Genomic DNA, 26,378 nt, shown 5'->3' with positions numbered 1-26,378 from the left:
CTAGCCGCCAAACCATTTTGCCGGGATCGTCACCAACCCCGGGAACAGCACCATCGCGAACAGGACGATGAGTTGCGCGATCATGAAGGGCCAGACACCCTTGATGATATCCTCCATGCTGATCCTGGAGACGCCGCAGACGACATTGAGCACGATGCCCACCGGGGGCGTGATCAAGCCGATGGCATTGTTGATGATGAAGAGCACGCCGAAATAGACGGGGTCGATGCCCGCCGCCTTGACGATCGGCATCAGGATCGGTGTGAGAATGAGGATCGTCGGCGTCATGTCGAGCGCCGTCCCCACGATGACAACCACGACCATGATCGCGAGCATCAGCAGCGTCTTGTCGCCCATGAAGGGCTTCAACAGGGTCACGACCTGTGCGGATATCTCCGACACGGTGATGAGCCAGGATGATACCAGCGCCGCAGCAACCAGGAACATGACGATGCTCGTCGTCACGGCAGAGGAGACGAAGATCGCGTAGAGCTGCGAAAGTTTCAGCTCGCGGTAGACGCAGGTCGCCACGAACAGGGAGTAGACGGCGACGACCACCGCGGCTTCCGTGGGCGTGAAGATGCCGAAACGCAGGCCGACCACGATGATGACCGGCAGCATCAGCGCCCAGAAACCGTCGACGACGGCCTTGACGATCTCCGACCACGAGGCCCGTGGCGGCGGCGAAAGGTTCTCTTTCCGCACCACCCACGCCCAGGCCAGACAAAGCCCTGCGCCGAGCAGCAGCCCCGGCACGATGCCAGCCAGAAACAGTTTCGAGATAGATACGCCCGCGGCGACGCCGAAGATGACGAAGCCGATGCTGGGAGGGATGACGGGAGCAATGATGCCGCCCGCCGCCACGAGGCCCGCCGCATAGGACTTCTTGTGCCCCGCCGCCACCATCATGGGCACCAGAAGGGCCGCGAGCGCCGCTGCATCGGCAGCCGCCGAGCCAGACAGCGACGCGAGGATGCAGGACGCAAGGATCGTGACATAGCCGAGCCCGCCACGGAAATGCCCCACCGCGACCAGCGCGACGTTGACGATACGCTTGGCCAGCCCTCCCTTGTTCATGATCTCGCCTGCGAGCATGAAGAAGGGAATCGCCATCAGCGGAAAGCTGTCGGCCCCGTTGATGACGTTCTGCGCCACGATCTGGGCATCGAACATGCCGATCGTGCTCATCAGGGCCACGCCGCAGACGATGAGCGCGAAGGCGATCGGCATGCCCAGAGCCATGGCGCCCAGCAGCGAGAATGTGAAGACGGCGATCGTCATGACTCGATCCCGGTGGACTGCTGGAGGTGGATGCTGCCTGGCGCGGTTCGATGAGACATCAGTGCTCTTCCGATTCCTTGACGGCCACCATGTCGGATTCGCTCGCCTGTCCCGTAAGCACGCGGAGGAGGTCGTAGAGAAGGATGACTGCGGCCGACACGCCGAAGATCACGCCAACCCCGTAAAAGATCGCCATCGAGAGACCAGTCGCCGGCGCGCGATCGTCGATGTTAATGATGGTCTGGCGCCAGCTTCCCGACAGCAACAGCCAGTCGGCGAAGAGCATCAGGCAATAGTTGATGACGAAGCATATGCGCTTGCCAGAAGCCGGCAGCATCCGGACGAGGCTATCGACGCCAAGATGAGCGTGTTCGCGAAGCGCGACGATTGCGCCGAGGAAGGTCAACCAGACCAGCAACCAGCGCGACAACTCTTCGGAAATCGTGATTCCGGAGTTGAAGCCGTAACGCAGAACGACATTGCCGAAGACCAGGACCACCATGACCGCGAGGCACGCGGCAATGACGGCCTTCAGGAACGTGCAATAGAGGTCGAGAACTCGCGCCATGCGTGACGTCCGGGCATCTGAGAGCGGAGCCGGCCACTGGCCGGCTCGGCCTGCGTTATAAAAGAAGTCGACTACTTCACGTCCTTGCGGATGCGCTCGACTTCTTCGTTGAAGAGCTTCACCGTCTCGGGACGAAGGTTGGCCGACGTCTTGTCCGCGACCGGCTGCGCCGCCTTCCGCATGCGCTCCGTTTCTTCGGGAGCGATCGCGTTGTACTGCATGCCCTTGGCCTGCAGCTCCGCCAGAGCCTTGTCGGTCTGAAGGCGGGTCTGCTCCTTCTGATAGCCGCGGCTTTCTTCATAAGCTTCACGCATCAGGCCCTGCTCGGTCGGCGACAGCTTGTCCCAGAAGATCTTACTCACCAGGATGATGTTCAGAGTAAAGGTGTGATTTGTGGCGGAAACGTATTTCTGCACTTCGTAGAATTTGTTCGAGAGAATGACCGTGTATGGATTCTCCTGGCCGTCGACGGTGCGGGTCTCGAGCGCCGAATACAGCTCACCGAAAGCCATCGGGACCGGATTTGCCTTAAAGGCACTGAAGCTTTCGAGATAGACCGGATTCGGAATCACACGAAGCTTGAGGCCGCTGAAGTCCTCAAGCTTGGTGATCGGGCGAGTGCTGTTCGTGACGTTGCGGAAGCCCAGGCCCCAATATCCGAGGCCAATCAGCCCTTTCGACGGCAGCGCATCCATCATCGCCTTGCCGAATTTGCCGGTCGCGAGAGCATCGGCCTGCTCGGTCGTGTTGAACAGGAACGGGAAATCGATCAGGCCGAACTCTGGAATGACGGTCGCGAGCGACGTCGTCGAGGCCGACAGCATCTCCTGCGTGCCGCCCCGTAGCGCCGATTGCTGTTGCAATTCGTTGCCGAGCTGCGAAGCGGCGAACTCGCGCACCTTCATCTTGCCCCCGCTTTTGGCCAGCAGGATCTCAGCGAACTTTTGCACGCCAAAGCTGACGGGATGATCGGTGTTGTTGAGGTGCCCCCACCTGATCGTCCGATCCTGGATGTCGTCGGCGGCGGACGCCCCGACCGTCAGCGCTACGCAGATCGCCGTCGCAGACAGCGCCCGTACCAACAAGCTCATCGTTTCCTCCCTGGTTTGACCGGGCGCGACCGGCGACTTCGGCGCTCGTTTCGTGCCTTTAGCTGTTTTTAGACATCATACATCGATTTGGATGTCAAATGATAGATCAAAGGTCATATGAGATAGCTTAGAACGTCAGAGGTGATTGCGGTCCTATAATCCTTGCGGTAAAGATGGTTCGGCTCGCCTCCCGGTGGAGCATGATCGGTCAAGCGAGATCAGAGGCAATGACGGCACTTGAGGAACGGCCCTTATCAGCGGGCGACAGCGGCTATCAGCGCATTCGGTCCGACATCATTTTCGGCGTGCTCAGGCCCGCGGGCCGTCTCAAGCTCGATGCGGTCAAGGAGGACTACGGCGTCAGCATCTCGACGCTGCGTGAGATTCTCAATCGCCTAGCGTCGGAAGGTTTTGTGGTCGCCGAAGGCCAGCGTGGCTTTGAGGTGGCGCCTATCTCGATCCAGAACCTGCGCGAGCTTGCCGATCTGCGGATCCTGCTTGAGCATCACGCTATGGCGGAGTCGTTTCGGGCCGGGGACGTCGAGTGGGAGGGCCGCGTGGTGTCAGCGCATCACAAGCTGTCAGCCACCGAGCGCACTGTCCTTAAGGACGGCGACGATCCCGAGTTGCGCAAGCGCTACGACGGCGAATTCCATCAAGCGCTGATCTCCAGCTGCGGGTCGCGCGAGCTTATGCATACTCACGCGATCGTGTTCGACAAATATTTCCGCTATGCGCTGCGCTATCGCGGCAGGGAGACGATCAACCAGCACAAGGCGCTGCTTGAATGCGCCCTGAAGCGGGACATCAAGAGCGCTAAGGCCGTCCTCAGCGAGCACATCAATGGCTGTGTCGCGCATGCGCTGTCCTCCTGGAAGGACAGCTGACTTTTGGGTCTGCCCCGGGATCAAATCGTCGATGCAGAAGAACGATCAATGAGCGCGACAATCCCGTTCTCCACGGTCAAGCTGGATGGCCTGCTCGACGACTTCAACATCGACATCTTGATTGTCACCTCGAAGCACAACATCCGGTACCTTCTCGGCGGGTACTATCACTTCCAATTCGATTACATGGAGGCGATCGGCATCAGCCGATATCTCCCCATCTTCGTCTACGTGAAGGGCGCGCTCGACAAGTCGGTCTACATCGCCAATCGGAACGAGGGGGACAGCATCCAGAACAGGACGATCGACGGATGCTGGTTGCCGGCGGTCGTGTTTGGATCGTCAACCTCGGTCGAGGCTATGACGCTCGCGCTCAAACACATCAAGACGATGGCGACGCCTGCGCTTCGTATCGGCGTTGAGGCGTCGTTCCTACCGCTGGACGCAGCCGACGTGCTGCGCACGGAGCTCCCGCATTGTCAGCTCGTCGAGGCCATGCGGCCGCTGGAGAAACTACGATCGATCAAAACCGCGGGCGAGCTGGAGATCCTCCGCGAAGCGTCCGAGCGGGTGGTCGCCTCCATGATGGAGGCAGCCAGTCAAACCGGCCTCGGGCAGAGCAAGCGCGAGATCATAGATCGTCTGCGGCAAGCCGAATTGTCCCGTGACATGACCTTCGAATACGCCCTGGTGACGATGGGAACGAGCCTCAATCGGGCTCCCTCGCACCAACGTCTCAAGCCCGGCGATATCATCTCGCTGGATTCGGGCGGCAACTACCGAGGTTACATCGGCGATCTTTGCCGAATGGCGGTGCACGGGACGCCGGACAGCGAGCTTGTCGATCTGCTCGCTGAAATCGACCTGATCCAACAGGCCGCGCGCGCCCCAATTCGCGCGGGCCTGATGGGTAGCGAGATTTACGCCGCCGCCACGGAAGCGCTGGCGCGGTCGCCTCACGGCAAGCAGCTGCAGTTCGTGGCCCATGGCATGGGCATCGTCAGCCACGAAGCGCCACGGCTTATGGCGACCGGCCCCATTCCCTATCCCGCCGACGACGCCCATGTACCTCTCGAAGCTGGGATGGTCATTTCGATCGAGACCACGCTGCCGCATTCGCGGCGTGGCTTCATCAAGCTCGAAGATACCATCGCCGTGACCGCGACCGGCTTTCAGGCCTTCGGGGATGACGCGCGCGACTGGTATCGGATTTCGGCATGAGCGCCAATTTGATTCCCGCGTCCAGAGTCGAGACTGCCGTTGCCAGCGCAGACATCCTTGGCGAGACGCCCCTGTGGTGCGATCGTTCCCGCAAGCTGTGGTGGATCGACATCGATAGAAGGCTGCACCAATCGTTCGATCCGTCGACGGGTGCCTACCAGACATCCTCCTACGATTGCCAATTCCTGGGCAGCCAGGCTTTGACGGCGGACGGCGCGCACCTGCTTGCGCAGGATCTGCGTCTGTTTCGCCAAGGTGCCGACGGCGCGCCGATAGCCCAAGTGTGCGAAGTCGAAGGCGGGCTTGACAACAGGCTGAATGACGGCCGCGTTGACGCGCGTGGCAGATTGTGGATCGGCACCATGGACAATCAGCTACACCGTCCGAACGGCTCGCTCTACTGTGTGACGGGAAATGGCGAGGTGACGCGGTCTTTCGGCGACGTGATCGTGACCAACGGGATCGCATTCTCGCCTGACAATCGCACGCTTTATTTCACAGACACGCGGCGCTACCGCACTTGGATGTTCGACTTCGATCTCGACGACGGCGTAATCCGCAACCGGCGCCTGTTTGCGGATTACAGTTCCTCGCAGCAGCGGCCAGATGGTGCGTGCGTAGATGTCGACGGAGGGATTTGGACGGCGTTCTTTTCGGGCGGACGGGTGGCGCGTTATAGGCCGAACGGCGAGATTGACACGGTCATTGACTTACCGCTGACGAATCCGACCTGCGTGTGTTTTGGAGGCAGCGATCTCAAAACGCTGTTCATCACATCGGCGAGGAAGTTTCTAGATCCGCATCAATTGTGGGCAGAAACTCGGGCGGGACATCTTCTTGCGGTCCACGGCATTGCCGAGGGGCTTTTTGAACATCGTTTCGTGTCCAGCTCCCGCTGAAATTGCATGTTCGCTACTGCCCATGGCTGACTTCGGCTTCGCGTGCGTTCCAAACCTCGTTCCTTGCGCTCGGAGTCGTGATGCATGTTTTTCAACGTCGTCAACACCAAGCCTGAAAGTTGCGGCAATACATGTGCCCGGTTGTGGCCCTCAGCTGACCAATCGCGGCATGGTGCGCGATGGCAGCATTTGACCTGGAGCGGAAGCCCGTGGGTCCTGGCCGGTAGTCATGATTGCCAATGTAGGCTGGATAGGAGCGGCTCAGTTGCGAAACCGCCGCCGCTTACCCACCCAGAATCTATTTAAATATGTGATTTAATTAGTTTGAAAATGTGATTTAATTTTAACAACGAAACGTTGTAAGTCATTGGGACGCATCTCCGCGGCAACCTGCAAACCACGAGGGAGGGTCACATGGCTGTTCTCTTTGGCGACACAAGTGGATCACTCACGGGACGACAGCATGGCGCAGCGCAAACACTGGTTGGTTCCCATCCGACAAACACACTGTTCGGGGATGCTGGCGTGGACTTGCTCGGCCGCGCGATCGGCGGCAACGACACGTTGCTGACGTCCGGCTCTGGAAGCCTATTCGGTGATGCGGGCGGAAACATTTCTCATCATGCCCGGGGTGGCAGCGACACGTTGTCCGCTCAATTACCGGCGTCCGCTATAATTCCTGGCGAGACTTTCAGCCTGGATATGTACGGTGACGCTGGAGGCAATATCTCGGACTGGGCCATTGCGGGCAATGACATGTTCAATCTCGAGTTGCCCCTGGCCTTTACGCCCGGAGCGAGGGTGAATGCCTATGGCGACGCTGGCGAGATATTGTCCGGTCAGTCCAAGGGTGGTGACGACAACTTCGGTGTCACCGCTGGCGGACATCAAACAATTACCGTGTATGGAGACGCGGGTGGAAACCTGATCAATTGCGCGGTCGGCGGTAATGACACATTCGTTGGTCACATCGGACCGGATGGCAGTTTTGTGTTCTATGGCGACGCTGGCGGAGGCTTGCTCGGGCATACCCGCGGCGGCAATGACAGCTTCACTGCGAGCGGATCCGAGTACAACAACTATCTCTATGGTGACGCCGGAGGCGACATGGCCGGTCATGCGGCCGGCGGCAACGATAGTTTCGCTGTGAGCGGGATTAATCCGTTCAATTTCGTCTTTGGCGATGCCGGTGCAAATATGTCCGCTTCTGCCGCCGGCGGAAACGACAGGTTCGACGACTCTAGCGATGCAACACTCGCCGACCGAAATGTCTTTTCCGGCGATGCTGGCGGAAACCTGTCCGGCTCTGCCCACGGAGGGGACGACACGTTCAACAAGACCGGCTTAGGGGGAAGTACGTTCTATGGCGACGCCGCGGGCGACATGTCTGGTCGTGCCAACGGCGGCAATGACACATTCCAGGCCTCAGGCACGCAAAACCAGAATCTCTTCTACGGCGATGCTGGCGGCAATATGGGCGATCAGGCCGTTGGCGGCGACGACAGCTATCTCGGCGGCAACGTATTTTCCCAGCTCATCAATCAAGCATATGGCGATGCGTCGACTATGTCGGGCCGCGCGCTTGGCGGCAATGACACCTTGGTCGGCGGCAATGATCCGTATCCGCGTGCCGCGGACAGCTACGAGACCATTCTCGTCGGCGACGCCCAATCCATGTCCGACTACGCGCGCGGCGGCAACGACAAGCTGGTTAGCGGCACGGGAAACGATAACATCTGGGGCGATGCCCAGATGATGCTCGGCTTTGCCCAAGGAGGGAACGACACGTTCGTGTTCGATTTCGATAACGGGCACGATAAAGTCGAGGACTTCGGACAGGGACTCTCGAATCGGGGCGCCGATCACATCGACGTCTCTGCGCTCGGTATCGAGGACTTCAGCGATCTGAGCATCTCACCGTTCGATCCTGTCACGCACGAGAGCACGGTCACGTTCAGTCCGGGCAACGACGTGGTTGTGCTCAGCGAGCAAACGCTCAGGCCTGAAGATTTCATTTTCGCGCCTTCTCAGTACGATCTGTTGACCTGAGCCGATACTAACACTGCCCGCATACCGCACATGCGTTCTAAACCTCGTTCCTTGCGCTCGGACCGTCTCGTCGTGATGCATGCTTTTTCAACGTGGTCAACACCAAGCCTGAAAGTTGCGGCAATACATGAGTCCGGTTGTGGCCCATCTGCGAAGTTGCGCCTCGGCGGTCGGAAGTCCGCTCGTTGAGGCAGAGCGGACCAGATTTGCTCAGTTCGAGGTCTTCGCATTTTGACCCGCACCGGACCTCGTCAAAATTTCAATGCCCGCGGCGGCGGGTCTCCGATACGACATGGGATATAGTTACATTTCATAATTGAGCTGCTTAACTCTCTAATCGACTAGTAAATATTTCAAACAAATCACAGGAAGCCGCAATGTCCTCTCCAGAAGAAGACGATCGGCGCGAGTTTTTAAGATCCTGCGGCAGGTTCGCCTCCGTAACACCTCCGAAGATCACAGCCTTGCTTTCGACCTCACTTACTAGTAGCGCAATTACCACCACCGAAGGCTGGGGTCGTGTATGCCTAATAACCGGCGAACTTGCTTCGGCAGGACGATCCGATCAATGCATTGCTGAAGCAAAGCGATACCGCGACAACGCTGCCGAGGCAGAACAACTGGCTGAACTCGCGGTGACGGCGGCCCGTCGCCAAACACTGACCATCATCGCTCGCACTTATCTCCGGGCGGCGGCGCAGCTGGAGAGCATCGCGGAGCGATTGCTTGAAGCGATTGCAGAAGTAAAGTCAGGTAGCTGACGATAGCTGCGGGCGCATCTGCGAAGTTGCGTCGCGTCTGTCGAAGGTCCGCTCGGCGCGGCAGCTAGGCGCTGCCAGTCCGAATACCATGGTCGCCTTCGCCGCCAAGGCCGGATCGACGGCTTCGGACGGCGATTCCAGTAACAGCCGGTTCGCGGCTGCACTTGTTGAGCAGACTCTAGCAGTCCGTGACAATCACGCCGCGGCTTCTATCGATGCTGCAACGCTAAAAGACGCTCTGCAGTGACGCTCTATGCGGCAGCCCGGTGGTGTGTGCGGCGAGAGAGTGTGCGTGACTACCTCGCCGCAGAAGCCAGCTGGCCTTGTCGTTGGTAAGGCGGAGGAGGTCGGGCATGCCGCGATCAAGGACGCATAAGTACCTACATCCCCACGGCCCGTCCCAAGGGCACCTTGGGCGGTTGCTAAAGTCTATATGACGGCGGCTTGCTCATTATCTCGAAGTGGTTACAATACAACCAATGTTAGAGTTTGGTTCTTGGATCTACCCATTGGCAAACAAACATTGAAGAGATTGTTTCGGCTTATGTACGTCTGAAGAACCGGCAAGCGTTGGAGAATATGCGAGACCTTCGCCGCCAATTGCTCGAACAGCTACAGTCCACATCAAGCGTTAATCCGGCTGACTCTCGGGATGCATTACTTGATGACCTCCGAGTGATCGAGGATGGACTCAAGCAGCTTCAGCTAGGGCAGTGACACGGACTCTCCATTCACCGGTTTCAACGGGTGCCGGATATGACTTAGGTGTGCAAATTTTCAAAGATCCCGTTCCGGCCCTAAAGCGGACGCATCGGATCTGCTGCACAGCACGGAAGCTGAGGTCGTGAACAGAAGCACCCACGTAGATCTGCGAGGGCTGCGAGCCAGGAACGACCATTCATCGTGGGGTCGTCTCAACGACCGGGCCCGGGGCATGCTCATGGATTGGGCTCGCTGCCCACAACTCGCTTGCAACGGTCAGCGGCGAGATCTGCATGTTTCGACTACCACGCTTTTTCGTTTCCGTGCCGGTGCAGCTGTTGATGATGCGAGCGGCACAAGGGCACCGTAAATTCGTCACTGACCTTACGGCCGATAGAACTCGGTTGCGCGAATTTGAGATGGTGGGGATCGCAGGGCGTCTGCTTGCAGACAAGGCAGGGAGGGCTGCGCTTGCCAACGAGCGTTACTTGTGACCCTGAGGCGGACTTCGGCAGCCTCAAGTAAAAAGGGCTCGCTAAAAATCTCCACTGTCCGACGCAAGGTGCTAATCTCAGGCTCAATAGCGTGGCCATTAGAGGGGGCACATGCGACGACGGGACTTCCTGGGGCTCGGCGTTCTTGGCGCAGCCGGATCGACACTGTTTGGTCCGGGCTCCAGCGCGCAGCCTGTGCGAAAACGACCGGTCATCGCATGGGCAGGAGCTCCACCTCCGGGGATGAAGTTGCCCCAATTCATGGTGGAATTGGTGTTCGGCAATTTCGTCAAGGGGCTTTCTGACTTCGGCTACGAGCTAGGTCGTAACATCGATATCATTCGGCGAACGGACGTTTTCCCGGACCGGGTACCATCGATTGAGGAGATGGTGGCTCTGCTCAAGCCCGATGTCATCGCTGCGCCTGCAACACTGGAAGCCGTCGCTGCCCGAAAGGCAACATCGACAATACCGATTGTCTGCCCCGCGCTTGCCGATGCGGTCCATCTCGGCTTGATTGCCAGCGAAGCTCGCCCGGGAGGAAATGTAACTGGCATTGCGCCATACATCGCGGGTTTGCCGACCAAGCAAATTGAACTCGCGCGAGAAATCGTGCCAAAAGCAAGTCGGGTGGGACTGCTGACCAACATGAACGATCCCAAGGGTCCGCCTCAAGTCGGGGATTTGAGGGCAGCTTGTGTTGCTTTGAGCCTCAGCGTCGTCGAGGCCGATGCCAGTACGGCGCAGGACGTTCCAAAGGCGCTCACTGCGCTGGCGAGCGAAGGAGTCGATGTCGCGGTCGTCCTTCAGACCAATCTTCTGCTCAACATGAGCGAACAGATCGGCGCTATCGCCCTTGAAAAATGGCTGCCAACGGTCTTCGGCTATCGCGAGCACGTCATCCACGGCGGCCTTGTGAGCTATGGCGTTGACTTGCGCTGGTGCTATCGTCGCGCCGGCTATTTTGTGGACAAGATACGTAGGGGGGCTCAACCCGGCGATCTTCCCATCGAATTTCCAAGCAAGCTTTGGTTGGCAGTCAACCTCAAGACGGCAAAGGCTCTCGACGTGGCTATGCCGGCAGGGCTCCTCGCCCGCGCCGACGAAGTGATCGAGTGAGGAAGGCATACTTCCTGCTCACGGCCCCTGAGCGAACATACACCAGTCGAATTCCCACGGCTGGCGGCAGAAGACCGGACATTGCCACGTCCACCGCTGCTCTCCCGGCCTCACTCGTAAGCTCAACTTACGAGCTGTCTCGGGAATACCATCACGATGTTGATCTCCCGCTCCAACATCTTTGAGGCAATGATCGATATGTGCAACGCGAATTCGTCCTCGATCTTCGCGGCGGTGTCCTCATCCTTAGCGTAGACGAACGGGATGTCCCCATCGACTTTATCGAACCGCACGCCTGCGAAGAGACGGTCGAACGTCCTTGCGCCGACGATGAGCGCCATGCGGGCTTGAATTGCTTGGTCGTGGATATCGGTAAGTTGCATACGTCGAATATCGGGCCGAAGCACACCGTGACAAGTGTTCAGAACTTGTGCTGGGGCTCGATCTTCCTTCGGAGCCGCCATCACCGCGCATCACCGGGCGGCGGCCGTTTGCAGCGTCTTCGCTCATCCCATGGCGCTCGCATCCATATTTGCGCCCGTTAAGGAACTCGTTACTAGTCGCTGTCACCATTTGCTGTATTAGGTCGCCACAGGCGGCCAGCGCAATTCCGAGAACCAGTTTAATACTTCGACCGCCCTGTTGGCGGTCTCTTGAAGGAGAGGCCCAATGTTTAAGGGCTTCACGGTGGCAGTTGTGGCGCTGATTAGCACAGCGCAGCTGGACCGATATCTAACTAACGGTCGGTACACCGACGCGGCCGCGGATATGCTGCGGCAAATCAGGCACGCGTTTGGGTTTTAGATAACTCCTTTTAGCGCGGAGGCGCGTGATGGACATTTCATGGGCCGATCTCGATAGCGATCAAAAACGCGCCATTGCGATATTGGGAGCCGGACTTTCCATCGAACTCTGCGACCCTCTTTCCCTTCTGACGTTAAGCCGGCTCGGTCTGATCATAGGGTCCCATTTGACGGCTGCCGGCCACAATCTGCGAAGGGATGCCGTTGTGAAGAGTGTCGCGGGCTAATGGTTGCGGGTGACTAGGACTGGGGTCGGTGATGCCAAAGGCGATCGAGCTTATTGTGGACGGTTACGTTCGCCTCAATGACAGGATAGCTCTCGATGATTTGCGCATACAGCGCCGGAAGCTGGCCGTGGACCTGAAGGCACGCACCGGCTTTGACTGCCGGACAACCATTCAGCAGATCGAGGAAGATATCATCGTGATCGAGGCTGGGCTGGCGCAGCTGGATGATGCGGCGAAACCTAACCGCCCACAGAGCCTTTAGCGCTCGACCTAGATCATCCGCTCCTTGGTGATGCGCAAACTGCGAAGGTAATAGCCCTGTCTTTGAACGGCTGACTTGATCTCGCTGCTGACTTTGAGAACTCGTTTTCTGCTCTTGCGCCACTTATTCTGAGAGCAAACAATGGGTATTGCAGAGCCTGCGCTTAGAACCAGAAAGTCGCGCCTCTCATTGCGATAAACATCAAACACTTTCCGTCCCCGCTATTCGAATGAAAAGTAAGCTATGAAAGTATGGTTCGGCCCGTCTCCATTGACGAGCTTAGTATCTTGAATGCTTATTTGGGTGGTAAATCTGCAACGCCCGCGACTTTGCTTCGCCGCGTTCCGCAACTAATGCAAAGCCCAGACCATCGTCTAACTGGAGGCGCGCGCCTTAGCGCAGGGAGTAAGAACCTACCGAATTCCGCCACAACTGAATGCAAATGCACGCATGCTCAAAGCCACCCGATGCGATCACTGCAAAGATGAGTTCGCGCTAGAAGAGCTGACCGTTCTTGCGCCACCGGCGGGGGACGGCATGAGGCGTCGAATAATGATCCAGACAATCTCGCGTGGCTGTGCAATCACCATCGTTGGTCTTTTTTCGCTTGCTGCGCTGAAGGCGCAACCTGCTCACGGGCAGGAAGTGAAAGGAAAACGCACCAACGCCTACATGAAAGACGCCGGGAAGAAGGCTGCTGTCACACGTGCAGCAAACGCCGCAGCAAAACTACGGAGCGAAGCGGCTCGAAAAGCCGTTGCCACACTACGAGCTAATGCGTTGAGGGCTGGAAATGGTCAGGCTGCTAAAACGTAGTACTAGCCGGCTGACCAAAGGCGTCTCACTGTTGCATCGGCTGATCGCGAAACAATCCCCCGTGCTCTTAATGCTGCAAAGCCCCTCGGGCCAGCCTTGGCCCCTAGGGGCTGGAGGGGACAGTGCGGGGCCAAGGCGGTCCGACGGCTGGCGCTGAGGAGCGCCATGCAATTGGAGGCTAGTCCCAGTCGGCGATACCGCTGTGTTCACTTGTGACCGGGAACAGATATTTGTAATGTTCCAACCAGGAACTTGGCGACTGCTATGAAAGACAGGCAGGTCCAGTCCGAGAAGCTTCGCCGAGACGCCGCTGAGTGCGCCCTTATTCGCAACCTGGCGACTGATCTCAAAAAGCGCGAGTTGTTGTCAGATGGGCTGAACACCTTGACGTGTCGCATCGGCAGTGGAGCAAGTTATTGCCGACAGCGGTGATACCGACATCATGGACCGGTGAAAGGCTGCCCTTGGCTCTCGAATTGCGATGTTCGGCTCAGTTCCGAAAGCTACATCGCAGTCCTGTGAGCGAAGGGCAGCCACGGGCCCATCCATACATGAGGGATTGCGAAGAATCCGGTCTCACACGGGTTCGGCGCCGTTCAAAGTGCGATCCGACTGAAATTGTCCTTGAGCGTAAATCTGAATAGGGGCACGTGCTCCATGACCAAAGCTATTCTTCAACGCGGCCGGCGCAGCGGTCCACTGAGGAGGCGCTGATTCCTGATTTCGCGAAGGAGCAGCATGCGCTTGGTTTGTGCTGCGTTGAGCAGCCCCTCGAACAAGACCAGGACCTCGCGCGCCTGAACGTAGACTTCGGTGGTGATGGCGTGTTGGTCAAAGCCATAGGCCGCGAGCCGCGCCTCGATCTCGGACGCAGCGACGGGATCCATCCGCCAGCTCAGTGCATTTTGTAGCGTGTAGGTCTCGGCCTCCGCTTCGAACTCGGGATCAATTCCAACCATGTCGATGCGCCGCAGCGCCGCCTCAACCGCCTTGTGGCGATAGGCCTCGAGCAATTTATGCCGCAACATGCGGTAGCGCTGGATGTCCCAGGACAGCTCGGCGACGTCAATGGCGAGCAGCCACTCGATGGCAGACCGCGGCGCGAGGTCGGCAAAGATCGCCTGCCGGAGCGCCTGGTAGTGTTCGAGCTGTTCGCCCGGCAGCAGCAGGGGCGGGGGCGCCAACGACTCAAACTCGGCCGGCAACGCCGTTATGGCTAGCGCGCGCCCGGTTGGGAACAGGCCGTTCATCGGGCGGCCTCCGACCCAAAGCTGATAGCCACAGGCGCGGCGGCGACGTTGGCAGGATCGTGGACGGGGCTCGCCGCCCACAGCTCCTGTGCCACCGGCAACGGCGCGATCTGCAGGTTCGCCCACCACGCCCGTTCGTTGCCGTGCTGATGCAGCTCCTGGTGATGCGCGCGGCACAGGGGGACAGTGAACTCATCGCTGACCTTACGGCCGAGCGCCCGGGCTTGAGCGAATTTCAGATGATGCGCATCGCACGGGGTTTGCCGGCACGCCAGGCAGGGCTGCCCCCTAACAAACAACAGGTGCGCCTTGCTGCGTTTGCGCGGCGGCTCCTTGGGATAGGCGAGCCCGGCCTCGGGGAGCGCGGGTTGCAGCGCGGCCTCGGCGTCAGCAGCAGGCGCTGCGGGCAGGTTTGGCATGCCAGCCAAGTCGGCCGCCTGCTCCGCCTGAGCACGGCCAGCGTCCTCAAGCTTGGCCTGATAAGCTGCCTCGACGCGCCGGGCATCCGGCTCCTGCAGGCTGTTCTTGAGCGGGAGGCTCGCCATGGCCCAGCTGAGCAGATCGGTGCTGGCGGGCAGCGCTTCGAGCTGGCGCAACAGCTGCTCCCGGAGTGCGGCGGACTCCCCCGGCCGCAGCACCGGGGCACGGTTGAGAGCGCCCTTGCCGGGCGAGGCCTTGAGGTTAGGTGGTGCGGGGGAACCCGCGGCCGTATCCGGGGCGTCTAGATCATCCTCGCCGGCAATCCCGACCAGCGCGAACAGGGCGTAGCGTCGCGCGTAGGTGAGCGCCGCGCCCATCCGATGCGGGGCCTCGATGTCCCGTGCGGCGCAGACCGGCCAGTCCGAGGAGATCCATTCGCCGGAGGAATGGGCGAGCAGGGTGGTGAGATGGATGTGGCCGGAGGTTGCCTCGACCCGGGTGGTCTGGATGGCGGCGATCTCCTGCTGGCTCAGCGTCTTGCGCACGATGTCGAGGCCGCTCGCCAGCGAGGCGTAGCGAAAGGTGCGGTCGTCATCGCGCAGGAACGGCGAGCGGATCTGAGCGGTCAGGGTCTTTTCCGGGTTGGTCAGTTCGGCTTGGGCGCGGGCCAGCGCCGCCGCGATCGCCCCGATATGCTCACTGGCCTGGTGCATGGACGGCCTCCATCTCAACCGGATCAAAGCTGATGGCCCCGGAGCGCTTGGCGCGAATGCCGTGGCCGAACGCTTCCTTCGCATCCTCAGGCAGCAGCTTCTTGAGCTCGCTCTTGGCCAGTTCGTGCTCGCCATGGGCCTCGCGGGTGCGCAAATAGGTCGCCGCGCATGCGGCCCAGAGATTGGAGGCAGTCATGTCGACCACCTTGACGGCGGCGAGCCGCGGCCGCGGGGTGTCGATGCCAAACAGCAGCGGGGGCTCGCCGCTCTGCACGCAGCGCCAGAACTTCTTTTCCGCGGTCAGCAGCAGATGCTGGTAGAGCGGGTCGGCATGGACGGTGATCTCGACCCATTTGCCGCCGCCGGTGATGATCGAGAGCACGGCCGCGCGCGCCGCGACCACCCACATGTTGTGTTGCAGCTGCGCCATGTGCTTGTCGGCCGCCGCCTCCTCGGTAAAAGCCCAGGGCAGCATGAACTTGGCCTCGAACACCGCGCCGGTCGGCGCGACGATGCCGTCCAGCGTGGCCGCCATCCAGGTATGGACGGGGTGCCGCACCCGCTTCTGGACGTCGGTGATCGTGTGACCCGTGGCGTCCTGGTACCAGCTGCGGTTGAGGTCTTCGGTGGCGATGCCAAGCTGAACGATCAGGTTGCGGGACAAATCTTGCGGCGCGCTCTCGCCGCGTTTTTCCTGCCACAGGCGCAGCAGTTCGTCCTGATCATCGCCCATGATGATGCGGGCGTCCGAGCCGCCGATGAAGGCGCGGCGGTCGTGGCGGTTGAATGTGATGACGGAACGGGGCGCCGCGGCGCCGTCGGTTGCAATCGTGGTCACCGGTCTCTCCTGGGTTACGCGGCTTGCCGCCGCACCACCAAAAGCCCCGCCACTGCGAGGGGAGAGACCGGGGCCAAGAGCCCCCGGCCGGTCTTGTGATTAACGCTCCTTTTGCGCGGGAATGCCAGTCCTTTCTGCAGCGAATTTGCTGTTCTTTGGGCCTGAAAACCCTTTATTTTTCAATGCGTTGGAGCGATCTTTCCAATGGCTATGATCAGCCAAAACCGAGGACCTGGGACATGGCGTCAGTTCGACAAATCGAAGCCAATCGCCGCAATGCCACACGCAGCACCGGACCGAAATCGGCGGGTGGAAAGACAAGGTCCAGCCAAAATGCGCTGCGCCATGGCTTGGCGCGGAGCGCGATCGGCGATCCGGCGGAGACCGCGAATTTTGCAGTCGCGATTGCTTCTGGGCTCGGGCATGGGGTCACCCCGGCCTCGGCGCTGGCGCTGGCGCGGTCCAAGCTCGCGCTGCTGCGGCTCCGCCGTTTGCGGCAGGACATGTTGGCCGGGCTTTTGGCCGACCCCATTCCGGCAGGCCTCAAACGCCTCAAAGCGCTTGAGCGCTATGAGCGGTACGCTTTGGCGCAACAGCGGCGGGCGCTTCGCTCGCTAGGCACCACGGAAGGTTGACGCGCGCGCACTTGGCTTCGTTCGGGAAATTGACTGCATTGGTCCACAGCTGCGGCGAAGCTCCTCAGGGCCACGTAAGTCTGGCGGAGCTTAGCGCGTGGGGCTGCTTGGGGCCCGAACTGCGCCCTGGTACCCATAACTATTCCACTAACAGCTTCACGGCTTCACCGCCGAGCGCCTGGCGACCGCGACAAATGCCACCACGTCGACGCCCTTCGCCGAAGGGGGCGCTGAGCGCCCCCGACGATCGTTTTGATGTTCACGTCTGGACCCGTCGCGAACTCGGCTCGACCACCTGCGGCTCGGGCTGCATGAGGGTGATGGAGAAGCTCGCGGCCTCATCAGACCCAACTCAGCGTGTAATCGTAGCCGTTGTCCTCGTAGGCCAGCGCCTGGCTGATGCTGTCGACCTGGTCGTCGTGGCGGCCCTGCGGAAAGGTCAGTAGCTCCATCTCGAGCTCGGCCAGGAACGACGCATTTCTCGGAAACAGTACGCGTCCGGCGGCAAATTTGCTCTGCTGGACGTAGAGCCGACCAACCTTATCATGATTGATTTTGATAGGGTTGACGAAGCAGTCGCCCTGGTCTCGGAGTTCCTGCGCCAGGGCAATTCCGGTCGAGGCCTCTTCGACCAGGATCTCGTGCGGCTTGAAGCGCTTGGCGAGCTGGAGTGCGGTGTCGCGGAGGGCGGGATATTCGAACCGACCGCGCACAAGGTCGAGCAGGTAGTAATTCCCGTCAATGACCAGCCACGTCGTACAGACAGACCAGTCGTTCTGCGCGCCATTTTTGGCGGCCGTATCCCAACTCTGGATGACGCGGCAGCCCAGCACATCTCTTGAGGGGGCTTCGTCGTAATATCGCAGCCAATCGCGCTTGATCATGGCGCCGCCGGCCGGCACCGGCGCCTGCTGGTACTGCGCCGCAAACACGTCCGGCCCGAGCGTCTGGCGCAGCTTGCGCAGCGTCTTGATCGATTCATGGACCGGATGCAGCGCCTCTCCTAACCTTGATGTGCTCGCATCGGCAGTGGAGCAAGTTATTGCCGACAGCGGTGGTACCGACATCGCTCCCATGCCGCCCAAGCCATGAACTTGATTGCGAACTTGCCCTCGGGCCGCCTCTCGCAAATCAGCCGAGAATGCCTATTCTTCCCGCATGCGTTCATTTGAGTTTTGCCTGCCGACGAAGGGCATTGCGGTCCCGGTCGGCCCCGATTGGCTCCACGAAGTAAAATACGACGGTTATCGGCTCCGACTGGAGCGCGATGGCGACCGCGTGCGCCTGATCACGCGTGGCGGCTACCTATGGGTCATTCGCGTGGATCCGTCCGCGTGGGCCACCAGCTCCGGTGTGGCCTTGGCTGCTGATCGGCGGGACGCCATCGCGATCGTCGCCTTTGGGCCAGTCGAGACGTTACATCATTGCTTCTTTTCTTGCTCGGCGATATCGGGCCCCATCGAGCGGAATTCCTCCTCATGTGCAGCAATGGCCTTCAACGGTGGCGAACCATCAACTGCGTTCTATTGGCCGGCTTTCCCCAACCATGCTTAGAGGCGTTGCTATCGCGCTATTTGGAATGGGCATCTTTTCGCAGCTTGATCGCGCGCTGTTCTATTGGCCGCCATACTGACGCCGCGCTCAGGCTGATGCGGGAGATTGGCCGAGGCTTTGGGCTGTAGAGCGGCCTACGCCAAAATCGATGAAATCTCGAGACTTCATATTCTCAGGAGTAATCCGATTTCTCACGCCATCCCTTGACCGAGCCGGTATGTCGCTATTACAGCGGCGTAATCTCACTGCGCGCCGAAACGTGCGGCTGGCGCTTAAGAGCAAGAGGCTATCAAGCGTTTCACACGTCATTTGTGTCGGAATGATTGATCGAATGACATGCGAGCGGCCGACGGTGGACTCGAACGCGGCCCGGTGAGCGGTCGCGAGCAAGACGATCGCCGGCATGCCGGGACACCGGCGAATCTTCGGTATGCCCGCCAATTCGCTTTGATCAATCCGGACGAAGGCCGTGTAGTACGGCGCATTCGTCTTCGGATGCCCACGCAAGTGATTAATTGCCGCCCGCTGGCGGCGTGAGCACGCCAGTGCTGCTTTTTCAAAGATGCTTGAATGCGGTGAAGTGAGTGCGCCGTTTTGTCAGCGATAGCGAACAAAGGACGCAGCGCTTCAAACTTGATGACCGCCGCGCAAGTCGTCGAACGATGTCACTCGATCACAGGCTTCTTTACGGTTGTTCGATCAAGGCCGATTTGCACCGCCCATCGCAAACGCCACGGCCCACGCAACGGACTCGTCGCCTCATCGGTCATGGAGATGCTTCTGCGAAGCTTCCGCTTCCTCGTCACGTCGCAGCAAGCTATCGTGCAAGTGGTTCAGTCCCGAGACTCCAACGAGAGATAGGCCTTTGTCGCGCACAGCGACCTGGTCCAGGTCCAGATCCGGCTTTCGGAGCGCCTATCTTCGTCGTACGATGCATCCCCCAAAAGCTCGGGGTGAACACGAGATGGCGCGAATTCCTCGGGGTGCAACGGTGCCCTGTTCGTCCCACTGGTTCTAACGCAATCGGCGGGGATTGAACAGCAAGTCGGCCAGCTCGATCACGTGCCGTCTCTTAGTCCGCCAGCAAACTGCTGTGATCAATTGGACCTGAGTGCATCTGCCAGTATCCATCTAGCGATGTTAGATCCAGAGATCAAAAGTCAGTTTCGATAGACGAAGCATTTGCCTAGTCCAGGACGTGGACGATGTCCAATCCTCGATCATTAGCTCCCGAGACAAATTCTAGCCGAGTTGTCAGCTACGTCGGTTGTCTGGTCGCAATCGGCGCCATCTATCTCGTCTTGGCCAAAGGTGGGCTTGCTCTCGCGTCCATTCATCCCAGTTCAACGCCAATTTGGCCGCCGACAGGTGTCGCGCTGGCGGCGGTGCTGTTGGGGGGATATCGGACCTGGCCAGCAATTTTTGCGGCAGCGTTGATTGCAAATGCGACGACGGCGGGCTCGGTTGCTACCGCAATCGCGATTGCGGCCGGCAACGCTCTTGAAGCGATTGTAGGCGCTTACCTCATTAATCGGTGGTCGAGCGGATGTAACACGTTTTCAACCCCCGATTCTGTCGCAAAGTTTGCGGTGATCTGCGTCGTCATCGCGACGCCGATCAGCGCCAGCATTGGACTGACCAGTCTGACAATCTTCGGGTACATCGAACAGAAAAGTTTCGCGGACGCGTGGATCACCTGGTGGCTGGGAGACGTGACAGGCGCACTGGTCATTACTCCCGTTATCGTGCTTTGGGCATCAAGCCGCGATCATGACTTCGAACGCCATGCGCTTCAGGAGACGGTTGGCGTCCTCACGACAGCGGCGGTTGTTGGACTCATTGCTTTCAGCCCTTTGATTGAGCAAACGCCCGGCCGAGATCCACTGGGTTTTCTGGCGATCTTGCCGATGTTGTGGGCGGCGCTGCGCCGCGGTCCACGCGATACCGCGACGGTCGCCCTGATGCTTGCGGGCATCACGATCTGGGGCACGCTCACGGGCGGCGGCCCGTTCGCAACTACGGACCTTAACGCATCGTTCCTGCTGGTGTTGATGTTCTTGATCAGCATTACCGTTCCAAGCTTGTTGCTGAGCGCCGATGTCGAGGTGCGCAAGAAAGCGGAGGAGCGTCTGCGCCGCGCGCGCGTCGAACTCGAGCAGAAGGTCGCAGAGCGAACGCAAGAGCTGGAGCTCGCCAGTGCCGCAAAGTCACGCTTTTTTGCCATGGCAAGCCATGATTTGCGGCAACCGTTACATGCATTAGGGCTGTTTGTTGCCCAGCTGCGCACGCCGCTCGAACCGGGGGAGAGGGCAAAGACGATCGAGCGGGTCGACGCAACGCGCAAGGAAATGGATGAAATGTTCAATTCGCTGCTGGACATTTCGAGACTCGATGCCGGGATGCTCATCCCTTACATTACCGAATTCCCGATCGGACGCCTGTTGCAAAAAAGCGAGACGGCGTTTGATCAGGCGACGCGAGAAAAAGGCGTGCGCTTACGGGTCAGGCCAAGTGACGCCTGGGTACGGAGCGACGCCATGCTGCTCGAACGCATATTGCTGAATCTGGTATCCAATGCTGTGCGCTATACGTTAAAGGGCGGGATCCTGGTCGGATGCCGTCGGCGCGGTGAAATGCTGCGCATCGAAGTATACGATACCGGTCCCGGCATTCCCGAGGATCAGAAGCAGAATATCTTTGGCGAGTTTTTTCAAGTTCCTGCTCCGGAGCAGAACCGGTCCGGCGGCCTGGGGCTCGGCCTTGCCATTGTCGACAGGCTTCGCTTGCTTCTCAACCATCCCATTGAGCTCGCTTCGACTGTGGGTCGCGGTTCGCGATTCACGATTCTGGTTCCGAAGGTCGACGAATGCGTCAGAGCCGCAGCGCCCGCCGACTTACCACACCCCGGCGCTTTTGCAGTCGACGGCAAGGCAATTCTTGTTATTGCCGATACTCCCATCGTGCAGGAGGGAACGGGCGGATTGCTCAGCAAATGGGGATGTTCGGTTCTTGCCGCCGGATCCGACGAAGCCGCACTGGTTCGACTTGCTGAGCGCGAACAACGCCCCGACCTCATAATCTCGGACTATCATCTCGCACGCGGGAAGACCGGAATCAGGGCAATTGAACAAATCAATGCGGCGTTTGGCTCGTCAATTCCTGCCATTCTCATCAGCGGCGATACGGCAGCTGAACCACTGCGGGACGCCAAGGATAGAGGATACGTTTTGCTGCATAAGCCTGTCGACCCAATGCAGCTCCGCGCTGTCATGCACAAGCTGTTTAGGGATCACGATGGTGGGAGAGACGCTGGGGCAGTTTCATGATCCAGATTTCGGCCACTCCCAGCCCATTTTTCCGACCTTTATGATGGCCTCGGTGCGCGTCGCTACGCCGAGCGCCTTGAGAACGACCGTGATGTGATTCTTCACCGTAGGCACTGCCATATTGAGCATCCTGGCAATGACCTTATTGCTCTTCCCCTTCATCAGGAGCGCAAGTACTTCAATCTGCCGATCGGTCAACCCGAGCCCCTTGAGCGAGTCGGGCGCCATTGGCTTGTTTGCATGCCGTGGGCCCGCTGTCTTCTCCAGTATCTCCAACGGGATGTAAACTCCGCCGGAGAACACCAATTCAATAGCCTTGAGCATCACCTCGCGTTCCGTGGTTTTCGGAATGAAACCCAGCGCGCCGAATTTGAAGGCGCGCCTGACTGTGTCTTGATCATCGGAGGACGAGAGAATGACGACGGCAGTCCTCGCATAGCGATCGCGCAGTTCGCAAAGGACGGAGAAGCCGTCGCGATCAGGCAAATTGATATCAAGCAGAATGAGGCTGATGTCGGGATGCTCCTCGACGATGTGCATGGCCTCTCGGCCGCTCGAAGCTTCGAATATAACGGCTTCTCGCTTTAGTTGCTTCAGGACAGCGTGCAGCGCGGCCCGAATCAATGTGTGATCGTCAACAACAAGCACCTTCATAGAAAAGGTCTCCGTCTTCTGGCCGCCCGGAGATCAATAGGAAATCATATACCCACCTTCGAAATCGTCCATCTTCTATCTCGGCTCCGGCCGGCGGTTCGCCGTCAGGTAAGAAGGGAGCGGACTACGTGAAGCGCGCAGCTCGCGGGCCCCTTCTAATGCGAGCGATGAATTGCTCATCATATGTCTGACCAAGGTCAAACGGACGGCAGGACGGACGGTACCTTGGTCATAGGACCTAGGCACCTCTCTGTACCGACCTCCGGCCGATTTACAGGCTGCGGCGCTTGCACGATGATGACGACAGTCAGCCATTCCACCAGAGGGTTTTGCGCAGCCCGGCCATATCGTCATTGTCGCAGTTGCTGTTGTGGCCGGGTCGGTGTGAAGCAATTCTGGACTGCGTCGCTGTCAGAATCCCGCAGCGTGCTTTTTGTTACATTCAGTTCCTCTCGATCGTTCCTCTCGAAGCCTGCGCGTACCCTGGACGAGGCAAGCCAATGCAGGATCGGACCGCATCCCCGAAGCTATTTGCGGGCGCTCCGCCGGAGCTCAAAGTCAACAGCCGCGACCCTCGCATTGATGCCTGCCGCGGCATCGCGCTCTGGTGCATCTTTCTTGATCATGTCCCCAATAACATTGGAAGTTGGCTGACGCTACGGAACTACGGCTTCAGCGATGCCGCGGAAGTGTTCATGTTCGTCTCGGGAGTCACCTGCGCGCTAGCCTACGGCAAAGTACGGAGTTGCGAGGGGTGGACCAGCGTGATCCGCCGGACCCTGCGGCGAAGTTGGGACATCTATGTCGCATTTCTGCTGCTGACGCTCGCCTGCGCCATCTTGGTTCACCTCGCAGGCGGGGACCGTCTTGCTGATGAGAGCAATACGCGCATTCTGTTGGATCAGCCGGGCTCGGCGCTCGCCCACGCAGCGATTCTGCAATACCGTCCGGTCAATACCGACGTATTGCCGAACTTCGTGCTTCTCCACCTCTTTTTCGCGCCGTTGCTGTGGTTGCTGCTCCGAATGCCGAACGTGACGCTTGGCGCCTCGCTGGCGCTTTATGCGCTGGTGCAAATGTTCGGCTGGTCCATGCCGGCGTGGCCGAGCGGCCATTGGGCTTTCAATCCACTGGCCTGGCAGCTATTGGCGGTTCTTGGTGCGTGGATGATAATCGAGGGCGAAAGAGTGCGCCCCTGGCTAACGTCTCGCACGGTGCTCGTGCCCGCCGCTCTCTATCTGATCTTCAGCCTCGTCATCGCATTGAGCTGGAGAATCAAGCCGTTGGAAGCGTTGATCCCGCAGGGGCTGACCAAATTGGCTTACCCGCTAGACAAATCCAATCTCGATCCGTTGCGTCTATTGCATTTCTTGGCTCTAGCGGTTGTGGCGGTATGGTTCGCGCCGCCCAATCGGCAAGCATTGACGAGTGCGGTGATGCGCGGCGCCATCCTCTGTGGCAAGCACTCGTTGCCAATCTTCTGCCTCGGCGTCCTGCTGACGCTCGCTAGCCTCCTGGCGCTGCTCGACATATCGGAAGGGCTTGCGATGCAGATCACGCTCAGCGTTGGTGGAGTCCTCATGATGATCGTGGCAGCGACGCTGCTGAACTTGGTCAAGATCACGCCCCGGCTGCAGCCGACTGTTGCTCTGGCTGCAGGCGTGCGCGTCCCGCCGGCTGCCTGGGGCACCGTTGGCTGGCGCCCCTTGGAGGCGTTCCGCCGAGGACTGCGCGAGCTCGGATGGGCCGGCGGCCGGAATCCCGTCATCAATTGCTGGTTCGTGGATAGGCAATCCCACCGAGTGTACCAGGTGTTTGGCCTCGCAGACGGATTAGTACGGCCGAAGGCGGATGTCATCGCGGCGTCGCCGAAGCCTGCAGCCAGGAATGCAACAGCGACCATTCCATCGGCGGAATATGGCTTTTGACGCATCGGCACGGAAAAGTTCCGGCAGACCTCGAAGCCGCTCTGAGAGATCACTAGGAGGTGAAGGATCGCGTTTCTTCGCAGCGAGAGGCCGAATGTCTCAGCAACGGGAATCGTACGGTTCAGTCGCCATCTGGCGTTCCGCCGTGTTGCTGATGTACGGAGCCATTTCGAAGGTCACAGCACGCAGCCGCAGCGGGCAGATTGAGCATAGGCCAGGAGCCGAAAGTCAGCTTTGGCATGCACCGTGCAAAACCGGTCGATGATCGGGGTCACCTTGTCACTGTAGCCGCGTTGCCAGTGTCCGACAGGCGCGCCACTGAAGTCCGCCGGATATTTTTCCGTGCTCACGGCCAGGAGAGTCCCTGTTTGCCAGCGAAAAATTCCCTGTTCCGATGCGACCGCGACGCTCGGGATTTCTGCGGATTTTCAAGTGGTTCCCGCCAACTCTCGTTGCCAAGGCGGGTCCTGCGGTGGGCGTTTTCCCTGTAAATTTCCCTGTTCGCAGGGAATGACCCGTTCGTTATGGTCAGCGCCCGCTCCATCGTGCGCAGCGCGCAATCGTGCGGTTCGGGGACCCCGGTCCCGGTCCCCGAGCTGGACGATGCAAATCAACCAAGTTGCGAAACCAGACTGACAAGCTCCGACTGGCGGTGCGCGCCCGTCTTCGAGAAGATCGACTTGAGGTGGTTGCGGGCGGTTTCGCGCGAGATGCGCAGGTGCTCGGACGCGCTGGCGAGCGATGTGCCGGTTGCAAGCAGGGCGGCCAGCCGGGATTCCGCCGGCGTGAGATCGAAGGCCTGGCCGATCAGCGCCGGGTCCGGCGCGGCGCGCGGGATGAGGTTGGACAGGATCAGCATGGCGCGAGCGCCGAGGAAGACGGAGCGCGCCGCGCCGTCCACCGGCAGGATCCGCAACACGACCGGTGGCTTTGTCGTCCGGCGGACAAGGATCGGAGAGGCGGGCATGGCCGCGGCATCCGGCGTCGATCGGATCATGCTGATCAGCTGATCGAGCCTTGTCATCGCCTGCTTGTCGTGAACAACGAGGCGCCGCTCCCTGATGCGGATCTCGTTGTCGAATCCGGCTTCGGCTGCCGTGTTGGTGCGCAGGACCATTCCTTCCCGATTGAGGATCAATGCGGGCTGTTGGACCCGGTCGAGCACATCGGTCATCGAGGTGAGCGCGACCCTTCCCATCACCGTCGCGAGCGTGGCGGTCTCGGTCAGGCGCGGCGCCAATTGGGCAAGCAGTTGCTTGTCGGGTGCCTCGAATGCGCCTTCGTGGCCGGTTCGCTGGATCGTCAATGCCCACGCTGCGCTGTCGGCCCAGAAGCCGATGCCGGCGAACCACCGGTATCCGAACGGGAACAGCACCTCGTTGTACATGGGATCGGCGCGAATCTGCTCCGGGGTCATCATATCGAGGTCGGTCACGACCTCGCCCGCCATCATGCGCGGAAAAGCCTTGGCGCGCGGGTCTCTTAAGTGCCAGTTGTTCCTGAAGTAGAGATCGGTGGCCTCGGCGATCGATGCCGTGCGTGGAACGTCGGGAGTCCTGACGTCACTTTGAAGGAGTATGGCCGCCGACGCGCCCACCGCCCTGCAGATGTCATCCATGATGTCGCGCCATGCTTCCGGATTCACGGCGGCCTCGCCAAGTCGATTGAGGACCCTCGACAGTCCTGCACCGTCGATTTTGTCGGCTTTCAAGCGCGGTCCCCTTCGCCCAGCCCCGCGCATTTCGTTGCAGCCCGGCATGCATTCTTGCTGCATGCCGGGCAGAAAGTCCCCGACATCTGAGGCCCTCCAACGCGTTTCCCCGACCGGCGATGCTTCGTGAGGAGGCGGCTCGAAGCAAGCCCCCTTGCCTGTTTTTCCT

Annotated in this window: 23 protein-coding genes and 1 pseudogene; 12 read left to right on the top strand and 12 right to left on the bottom strand. The window is 59.8% G+C overall.

Annotated features, from left to right (window positions below; genetic code table 11):
* From GDN70_RS30710 to GDN70_RS30700, 3 genes are all read right to left on the bottom strand, one after another.
* A complete protein-coding gene (locus GDN70_RS30710) occupies positions 1–1,281 on the bottom strand; it encodes a TRAP transporter large permease (RefSeq protein ID WP_028142364.1) in 1,281 nt (426 codons plus the stop codon).
* Positions 1,282–1,339: 58 nt separating this feature from the next.
* The gene (locus tag GDN70_RS30705) at positions 1,340–1,849 is read right to left on the bottom strand and encodes a TRAP transporter small permease (protein ID WP_028142365.1); all 510 of its coding nucleotides are present in this window, start codon (positions 1,847–1,849) and stop codon (positions 1,340–1,342) included.
* 71 nt (positions 1,850–1,920) lie between these two features.
* On the bottom strand, positions 1,921–2,940 hold the full coding sequence (locus GDN70_RS30700; RefSeq protein ID WP_028142366.1) for a TRAP transporter substrate-binding protein: 1,020 nt from the start codon (positions 2,938–2,940) through the stop codon (positions 1,921–1,923).
* Between the two features lie 227 nt (positions 2,941–3,167).
* Between GDN70_RS30700 and GDN70_RS30695 the strand changes: the two genes are divergently transcribed.
* The 5 genes from GDN70_RS30695 (at position 3,168) to GDN70_RS30675 (ending at position 8,757) form a co-directional block, all read left to right on the top strand.
* Positions 3,168–3,827 (top strand): GntR family transcriptional regulator, encoded by a 660-nt coding sequence (locus GDN70_RS30695; protein WP_028142367.1) that lies wholly within the window; start codon positions 3,168–3,170, stop codon positions 3,825–3,827.
* Positions 3,828–3,875: 48 nt separating this feature from the next.
* Positions 3,876–5,048 (top strand): Xaa-Pro peptidase family protein, encoded by a 1,173-nt coding sequence (locus tag GDN70_RS30690; RefSeq protein WP_038949624.1) that lies wholly within the window; start codon positions 3,876–3,878, stop codon positions 5,046–5,048.
* A complete protein-coding gene (locus GDN70_RS30685) occupies positions 5,045–5,947 on the top strand; it encodes an SMP-30/gluconolactonase/LRE family protein (RefSeq protein WP_050995742.1) in 903 nt (300 codons plus the stop codon). Before GDN70_RS30690 ends, GDN70_RS30685 begins: the two co-directional genes overlap by 4 nt.
* Before the next feature lie 414 nt (positions 5,948–6,361).
* Positions 6,362–7,996, top strand: coding sequence for a calcium-binding protein (locus GDN70_RS30680; protein ID WP_152103422.1), 1,635 nt, complete (start codon positions 6,362–6,364; stop codon positions 7,994–7,996).
* Positions 7,997–8,373: 377 nt separating this feature from the next.
* Positions 8,374–8,757, top strand: coding sequence for a hypothetical protein (locus GDN70_RS30675; protein WP_152103421.1), 384 nt, complete (start codon positions 8,374–8,376; stop codon positions 8,755–8,757).
* 898 nt (positions 8,758–9,655) lie between these two features.
* Here GDN70_RS30675 and GDN70_RS30665 read toward each other — a convergent pair.
* Positions 9,656–9,929, bottom strand: a pseudogene (locus GDN70_RS30665) (single-stranded DNA-binding protein); the annotation flags it as partial.
* A 135-nt stretch (positions 9,930–10,064) separates the two neighbouring features.
* On the opposite strand from GDN70_RS30665, the gene GDN70_RS30660 reads away from it, so the two are divergent.
* Positions 10,065–11,072, top strand: a complete 1,008-nt coding sequence (locus GDN70_RS30660) for an ABC transporter substrate-binding protein (RefSeq protein ID WP_081494362.1) — start codon at positions 10,065–10,067, stop codon at positions 11,070–11,072.
* Positions 11,073–11,194: 122 nt separating this feature from the next.
* Here GDN70_RS30660 and GDN70_RS30655 read toward each other — a convergent pair whose 3' ends face one another.
* Positions 11,195–11,455: a hypothetical protein gene (locus tag GDN70_RS30655; protein WP_028144298.1), complete on the bottom strand. Its 261-nt coding sequence runs from the start codon at positions 11,453–11,455 to the stop codon at positions 11,195–11,197.
* Between the two features lie 678 nt (positions 11,456–12,133).
* On the opposite strand from GDN70_RS30655, the gene GDN70_RS30650 reads away from it, so the two are divergent.
* Positions 12,134–12,364 carry a hypothetical protein gene (locus tag GDN70_RS30650; RefSeq protein WP_028144296.1) on the top strand — a complete coding sequence of 77 codons (231 nt, stop codon included), beginning with the start codon at positions 12,134–12,136 and terminating at the stop codon, positions 12,362–12,364.
* A gap of 450 nt (positions 12,365–12,814) precedes the next feature.
* Complete coding sequence (locus GDN70_RS30640; RefSeq protein WP_152103419.1) at positions 12,815–13,180, top strand: hypothetical protein; 366 nt, start codon at positions 12,815–12,817, stop codon at positions 13,178–13,180.
* A 674-nt stretch (positions 13,181–13,854) separates the two neighbouring features.
* Here GDN70_RS30640 and GDN70_RS30635 read toward each other — a convergent pair.
* Genes GDN70_RS30635 through GDN70_RS30625 form a run of 3 tightly spaced genes read right to left on the bottom strand, consistent with a single transcriptional unit; the run spans position 13,855 to position 16,392 of the window.
* On the bottom strand, positions 13,855–14,430 hold the full coding sequence (locus GDN70_RS30635; RefSeq protein WP_038951188.1) for a hypothetical protein: 576 nt from the start codon (positions 14,428–14,430) through the stop codon (positions 13,855–13,857).
* Positions 14,427–15,563 (bottom strand): ERF family protein, encoded by a 1,137-nt coding sequence (locus GDN70_RS30630; RefSeq protein ID WP_038951187.1) that lies wholly within the window; start codon positions 15,561–15,563, stop codon positions 14,427–14,429. Before GDN70_RS30630 ends, GDN70_RS30635 begins: the two co-directional genes overlap by 4 nt.
* The gene (locus GDN70_RS30625; protein WP_371731598.1) at positions 15,547–16,392 is read right to left on the bottom strand and encodes a YqaJ viral recombinase family protein; all 846 of its coding nucleotides are present in this window, start codon (positions 16,390–16,392) and stop codon (positions 15,547–15,549) included. The genes GDN70_RS30630 and GDN70_RS30625 overlap by 17 nt, the downstream gene beginning before the upstream one ends.
* 164 nt (positions 16,393–16,556) lie before the next feature.
* On the opposite strand from GDN70_RS30625, the gene GDN70_RS30620 reads away from it, so the two are divergent.
* Positions 16,557–17,036, top strand: coding sequence for a hypothetical protein (locus GDN70_RS30620; protein ID WP_240536459.1), 480 nt, complete (start codon positions 16,557–16,559; stop codon positions 17,034–17,036).
* Positions 17,037–17,377: 341 nt separating this feature from the next.
* Here GDN70_RS30620 and terL read toward each other — a convergent pair whose 3' ends face one another.
* Entirely contained in the window at positions 17,378–18,103 is a 726-nt protein-coding gene (gene terL, locus GDN70_RS30615; protein WP_050995697.1) for a phage terminase large subunit, read from the bottom strand.
* A 91-nt stretch (positions 18,104–18,194) separates the two neighbouring features.
* On the opposite strand from terL, the gene GDN70_RS35820 reads away from it, so the two are divergent.
* Both GDN70_RS35820 and GDN70_RS30605 read left to right on the top strand, forming a co-directional pair.
* Positions 18,195–18,590: a hypothetical protein gene (locus GDN70_RS35820; RefSeq protein WP_038972552.1), complete on the top strand. Its 396-nt coding sequence runs from the start codon at positions 18,195–18,197 to the stop codon at positions 18,588–18,590.
* Positions 18,591–19,795: 1,205 nt separating this feature from the next.
* Positions 19,796–21,916 (top strand): MASE1 domain-containing protein, encoded by a 2,121-nt coding sequence (locus tag GDN70_RS30605; RefSeq protein WP_173015898.1) that lies wholly within the window; start codon positions 19,796–19,798, stop codon positions 21,914–21,916.
* On the opposite strand, the gene GDN70_RS30600 is transcribed toward GDN70_RS30605, so the two are convergent.
* On the bottom strand, positions 21,911–22,570 hold the full coding sequence (locus tag GDN70_RS30600; protein ID WP_028144290.1) for a response regulator transcription factor: 660 nt from the start codon (positions 22,568–22,570) through the stop codon (positions 21,911–21,913). The genes GDN70_RS30605 and GDN70_RS30600 overlap by 6 nt on opposite strands.
* A 500-nt stretch (positions 22,571–23,070) precedes the next feature.
* On the opposite strand from GDN70_RS30600, the gene opgC reads away from it, so the two are divergent.
* On the top strand, positions 23,071–24,498 hold the full coding sequence (opgC, locus tag GDN70_RS30595; protein ID WP_152103418.1) for an OpgC domain-containing protein: 1,428 nt from the start codon (positions 23,071–23,073) through the stop codon (positions 24,496–24,498).
* A 176-nt stretch (positions 24,499–24,674) separates the two neighbouring features.
* On the opposite strand, the gene GDN70_RS35250 is transcribed toward opgC, so the two are convergent.
* The gene (locus GDN70_RS35250) at positions 24,675–24,848 is read right to left on the bottom strand and encodes a hypothetical protein (RefSeq protein WP_157158179.1); all 174 of its coding nucleotides are present in this window, start codon (positions 24,846–24,848) and stop codon (positions 24,675–24,677) included.
* Between the two features lie 260 nt (positions 24,849–25,108).
* The gene (locus tag GDN70_RS30590) at positions 25,109–26,209 is read right to left on the bottom strand and encodes a helix-turn-helix transcriptional regulator (protein WP_173015897.1); all 1,101 of its coding nucleotides are present in this window, start codon (positions 26,207–26,209) and stop codon (positions 25,109–25,111) included.
* Between the last annotated feature and the right edge of the window lie 169 nt (positions 26,210–26,378).

Source organism: Bradyrhizobium sp. TM102, from assembly GCF_009176685.1.
In the GTDB taxonomy this organism is placed as follows: domain Bacteria; phylum Pseudomonadota; class Alphaproteobacteria; order Rhizobiales; family Xanthobacteraceae; genus Bradyrhizobium; species Bradyrhizobium ottawaense.
The sequence above is the reverse complement of the archived record's forward strand: the minus strand, read 5'-3'. Positions and strand labels throughout refer to the sequence as shown.

Coding starts and splice junctions, on each gene's coding strand:
- GDN70_RS30710 (WP_028142364.1), bottom strand. CDS start 1,281: ATGACGATCGCCGTCTTCACATTCTCGCTGCTGGGCGCCATGGCTCTG.
- GDN70_RS30705 (WP_028142365.1), bottom strand. CDS start 1,849: ATGGCGCGAGTTCTCGACCTCTATTGCACGTTCCTGAAGGCCGTCATT.
- GDN70_RS30700 (WP_028142366.1), bottom strand. CDS start 2,940: ATGAGCTTGTTGGTACGGGCGCTGTCTGCGACGGCGATCTGCGTAGCG.
- GDN70_RS30695 (WP_028142367.1), top strand. CDS start 3,168: ATGACGGCACTTGAGGAACGGCCCTTATCAGCGGGCGACAGCGGCTAT.
- GDN70_RS30690 (WP_038949624.1), top strand. CDS start 3,876: ATGAGCGCGACAATCCCGTTCTCCACGGTCAAGCTGGATGGCCTGCTC.
- GDN70_RS30685 (WP_050995742.1), top strand. CDS start 5,045: ATGAGCGCCAATTTGATTCCCGCGTCCAGAGTCGAGACTGCCGTTGCC.
- GDN70_RS30680 (WP_152103422.1), top strand. CDS start 6,362: ATGGCTGTTCTCTTTGGCGACACAAGTGGATCACTCACGGGACGACAG.
- GDN70_RS30675 (WP_152103421.1), top strand. CDS start 8,374: ATGTCCTCTCCAGAAGAAGACGATCGGCGCGAGTTTTTAAGATCCTGC.
- GDN70_RS30660 (WP_081494362.1), top strand. CDS start 10,065: ATGCGACGACGGGACTTCCTGGGGCTCGGCGTTCTTGGCGCAGCCGGA.
- GDN70_RS30655 (WP_028144298.1), bottom strand. CDS start 11,455: ATGCAACTTACCGATATCCACGACCAAGCAATTCAAGCCCGCATGGCG.
- GDN70_RS30650 (WP_028144296.1), top strand. CDS start 12,134: ATGCCAAAGGCGATCGAGCTTATTGTGGACGGTTACGTTCGCCTCAAT.
- GDN70_RS30640 (WP_152103419.1), top strand. CDS start 12,815: ATGCTCAAAGCCACCCGATGCGATCACTGCAAAGATGAGTTCGCGCTA.
- GDN70_RS30635 (WP_038951188.1), bottom strand. CDS start 14,430: ATGAACGGCCTGTTCCCAACCGGGCGCGCGCTAGCCATAACGGCGTTG.
- GDN70_RS30630 (WP_038951187.1), bottom strand. CDS start 15,563: ATGCACCAGGCCAGTGAGCATATCGGGGCGATCGCGGCGGCGCTGGCC.
- terL (WP_050995697.1), bottom strand. CDS start 18,103: ATGTCGGTACCACCGCTGTCGGCAATAACTTGCTCCACTGCCGATGCG.
- GDN70_RS35820 (WP_038972552.1), top strand. CDS start 18,195: ATGCGTTCATTTGAGTTTTGCCTGCCGACGAAGGGCATTGCGGTCCCG.
- GDN70_RS30605 (WP_173015898.1), top strand. CDS start 19,796: ATGTCCAATCCTCGATCATTAGCTCCCGAGACAAATTCTAGCCGAGTT.
- GDN70_RS30600 (WP_028144290.1), bottom strand. CDS start 22,570: ATGAAGGTGCTTGTTGTTGACGATCACACATTGATTCGGGCCGCGCTG.
- opgC (WP_152103418.1), top strand. CDS start 23,071: ATGCAGGATCGGACCGCATCCCCGAAGCTATTTGCGGGCGCTCCGCCG.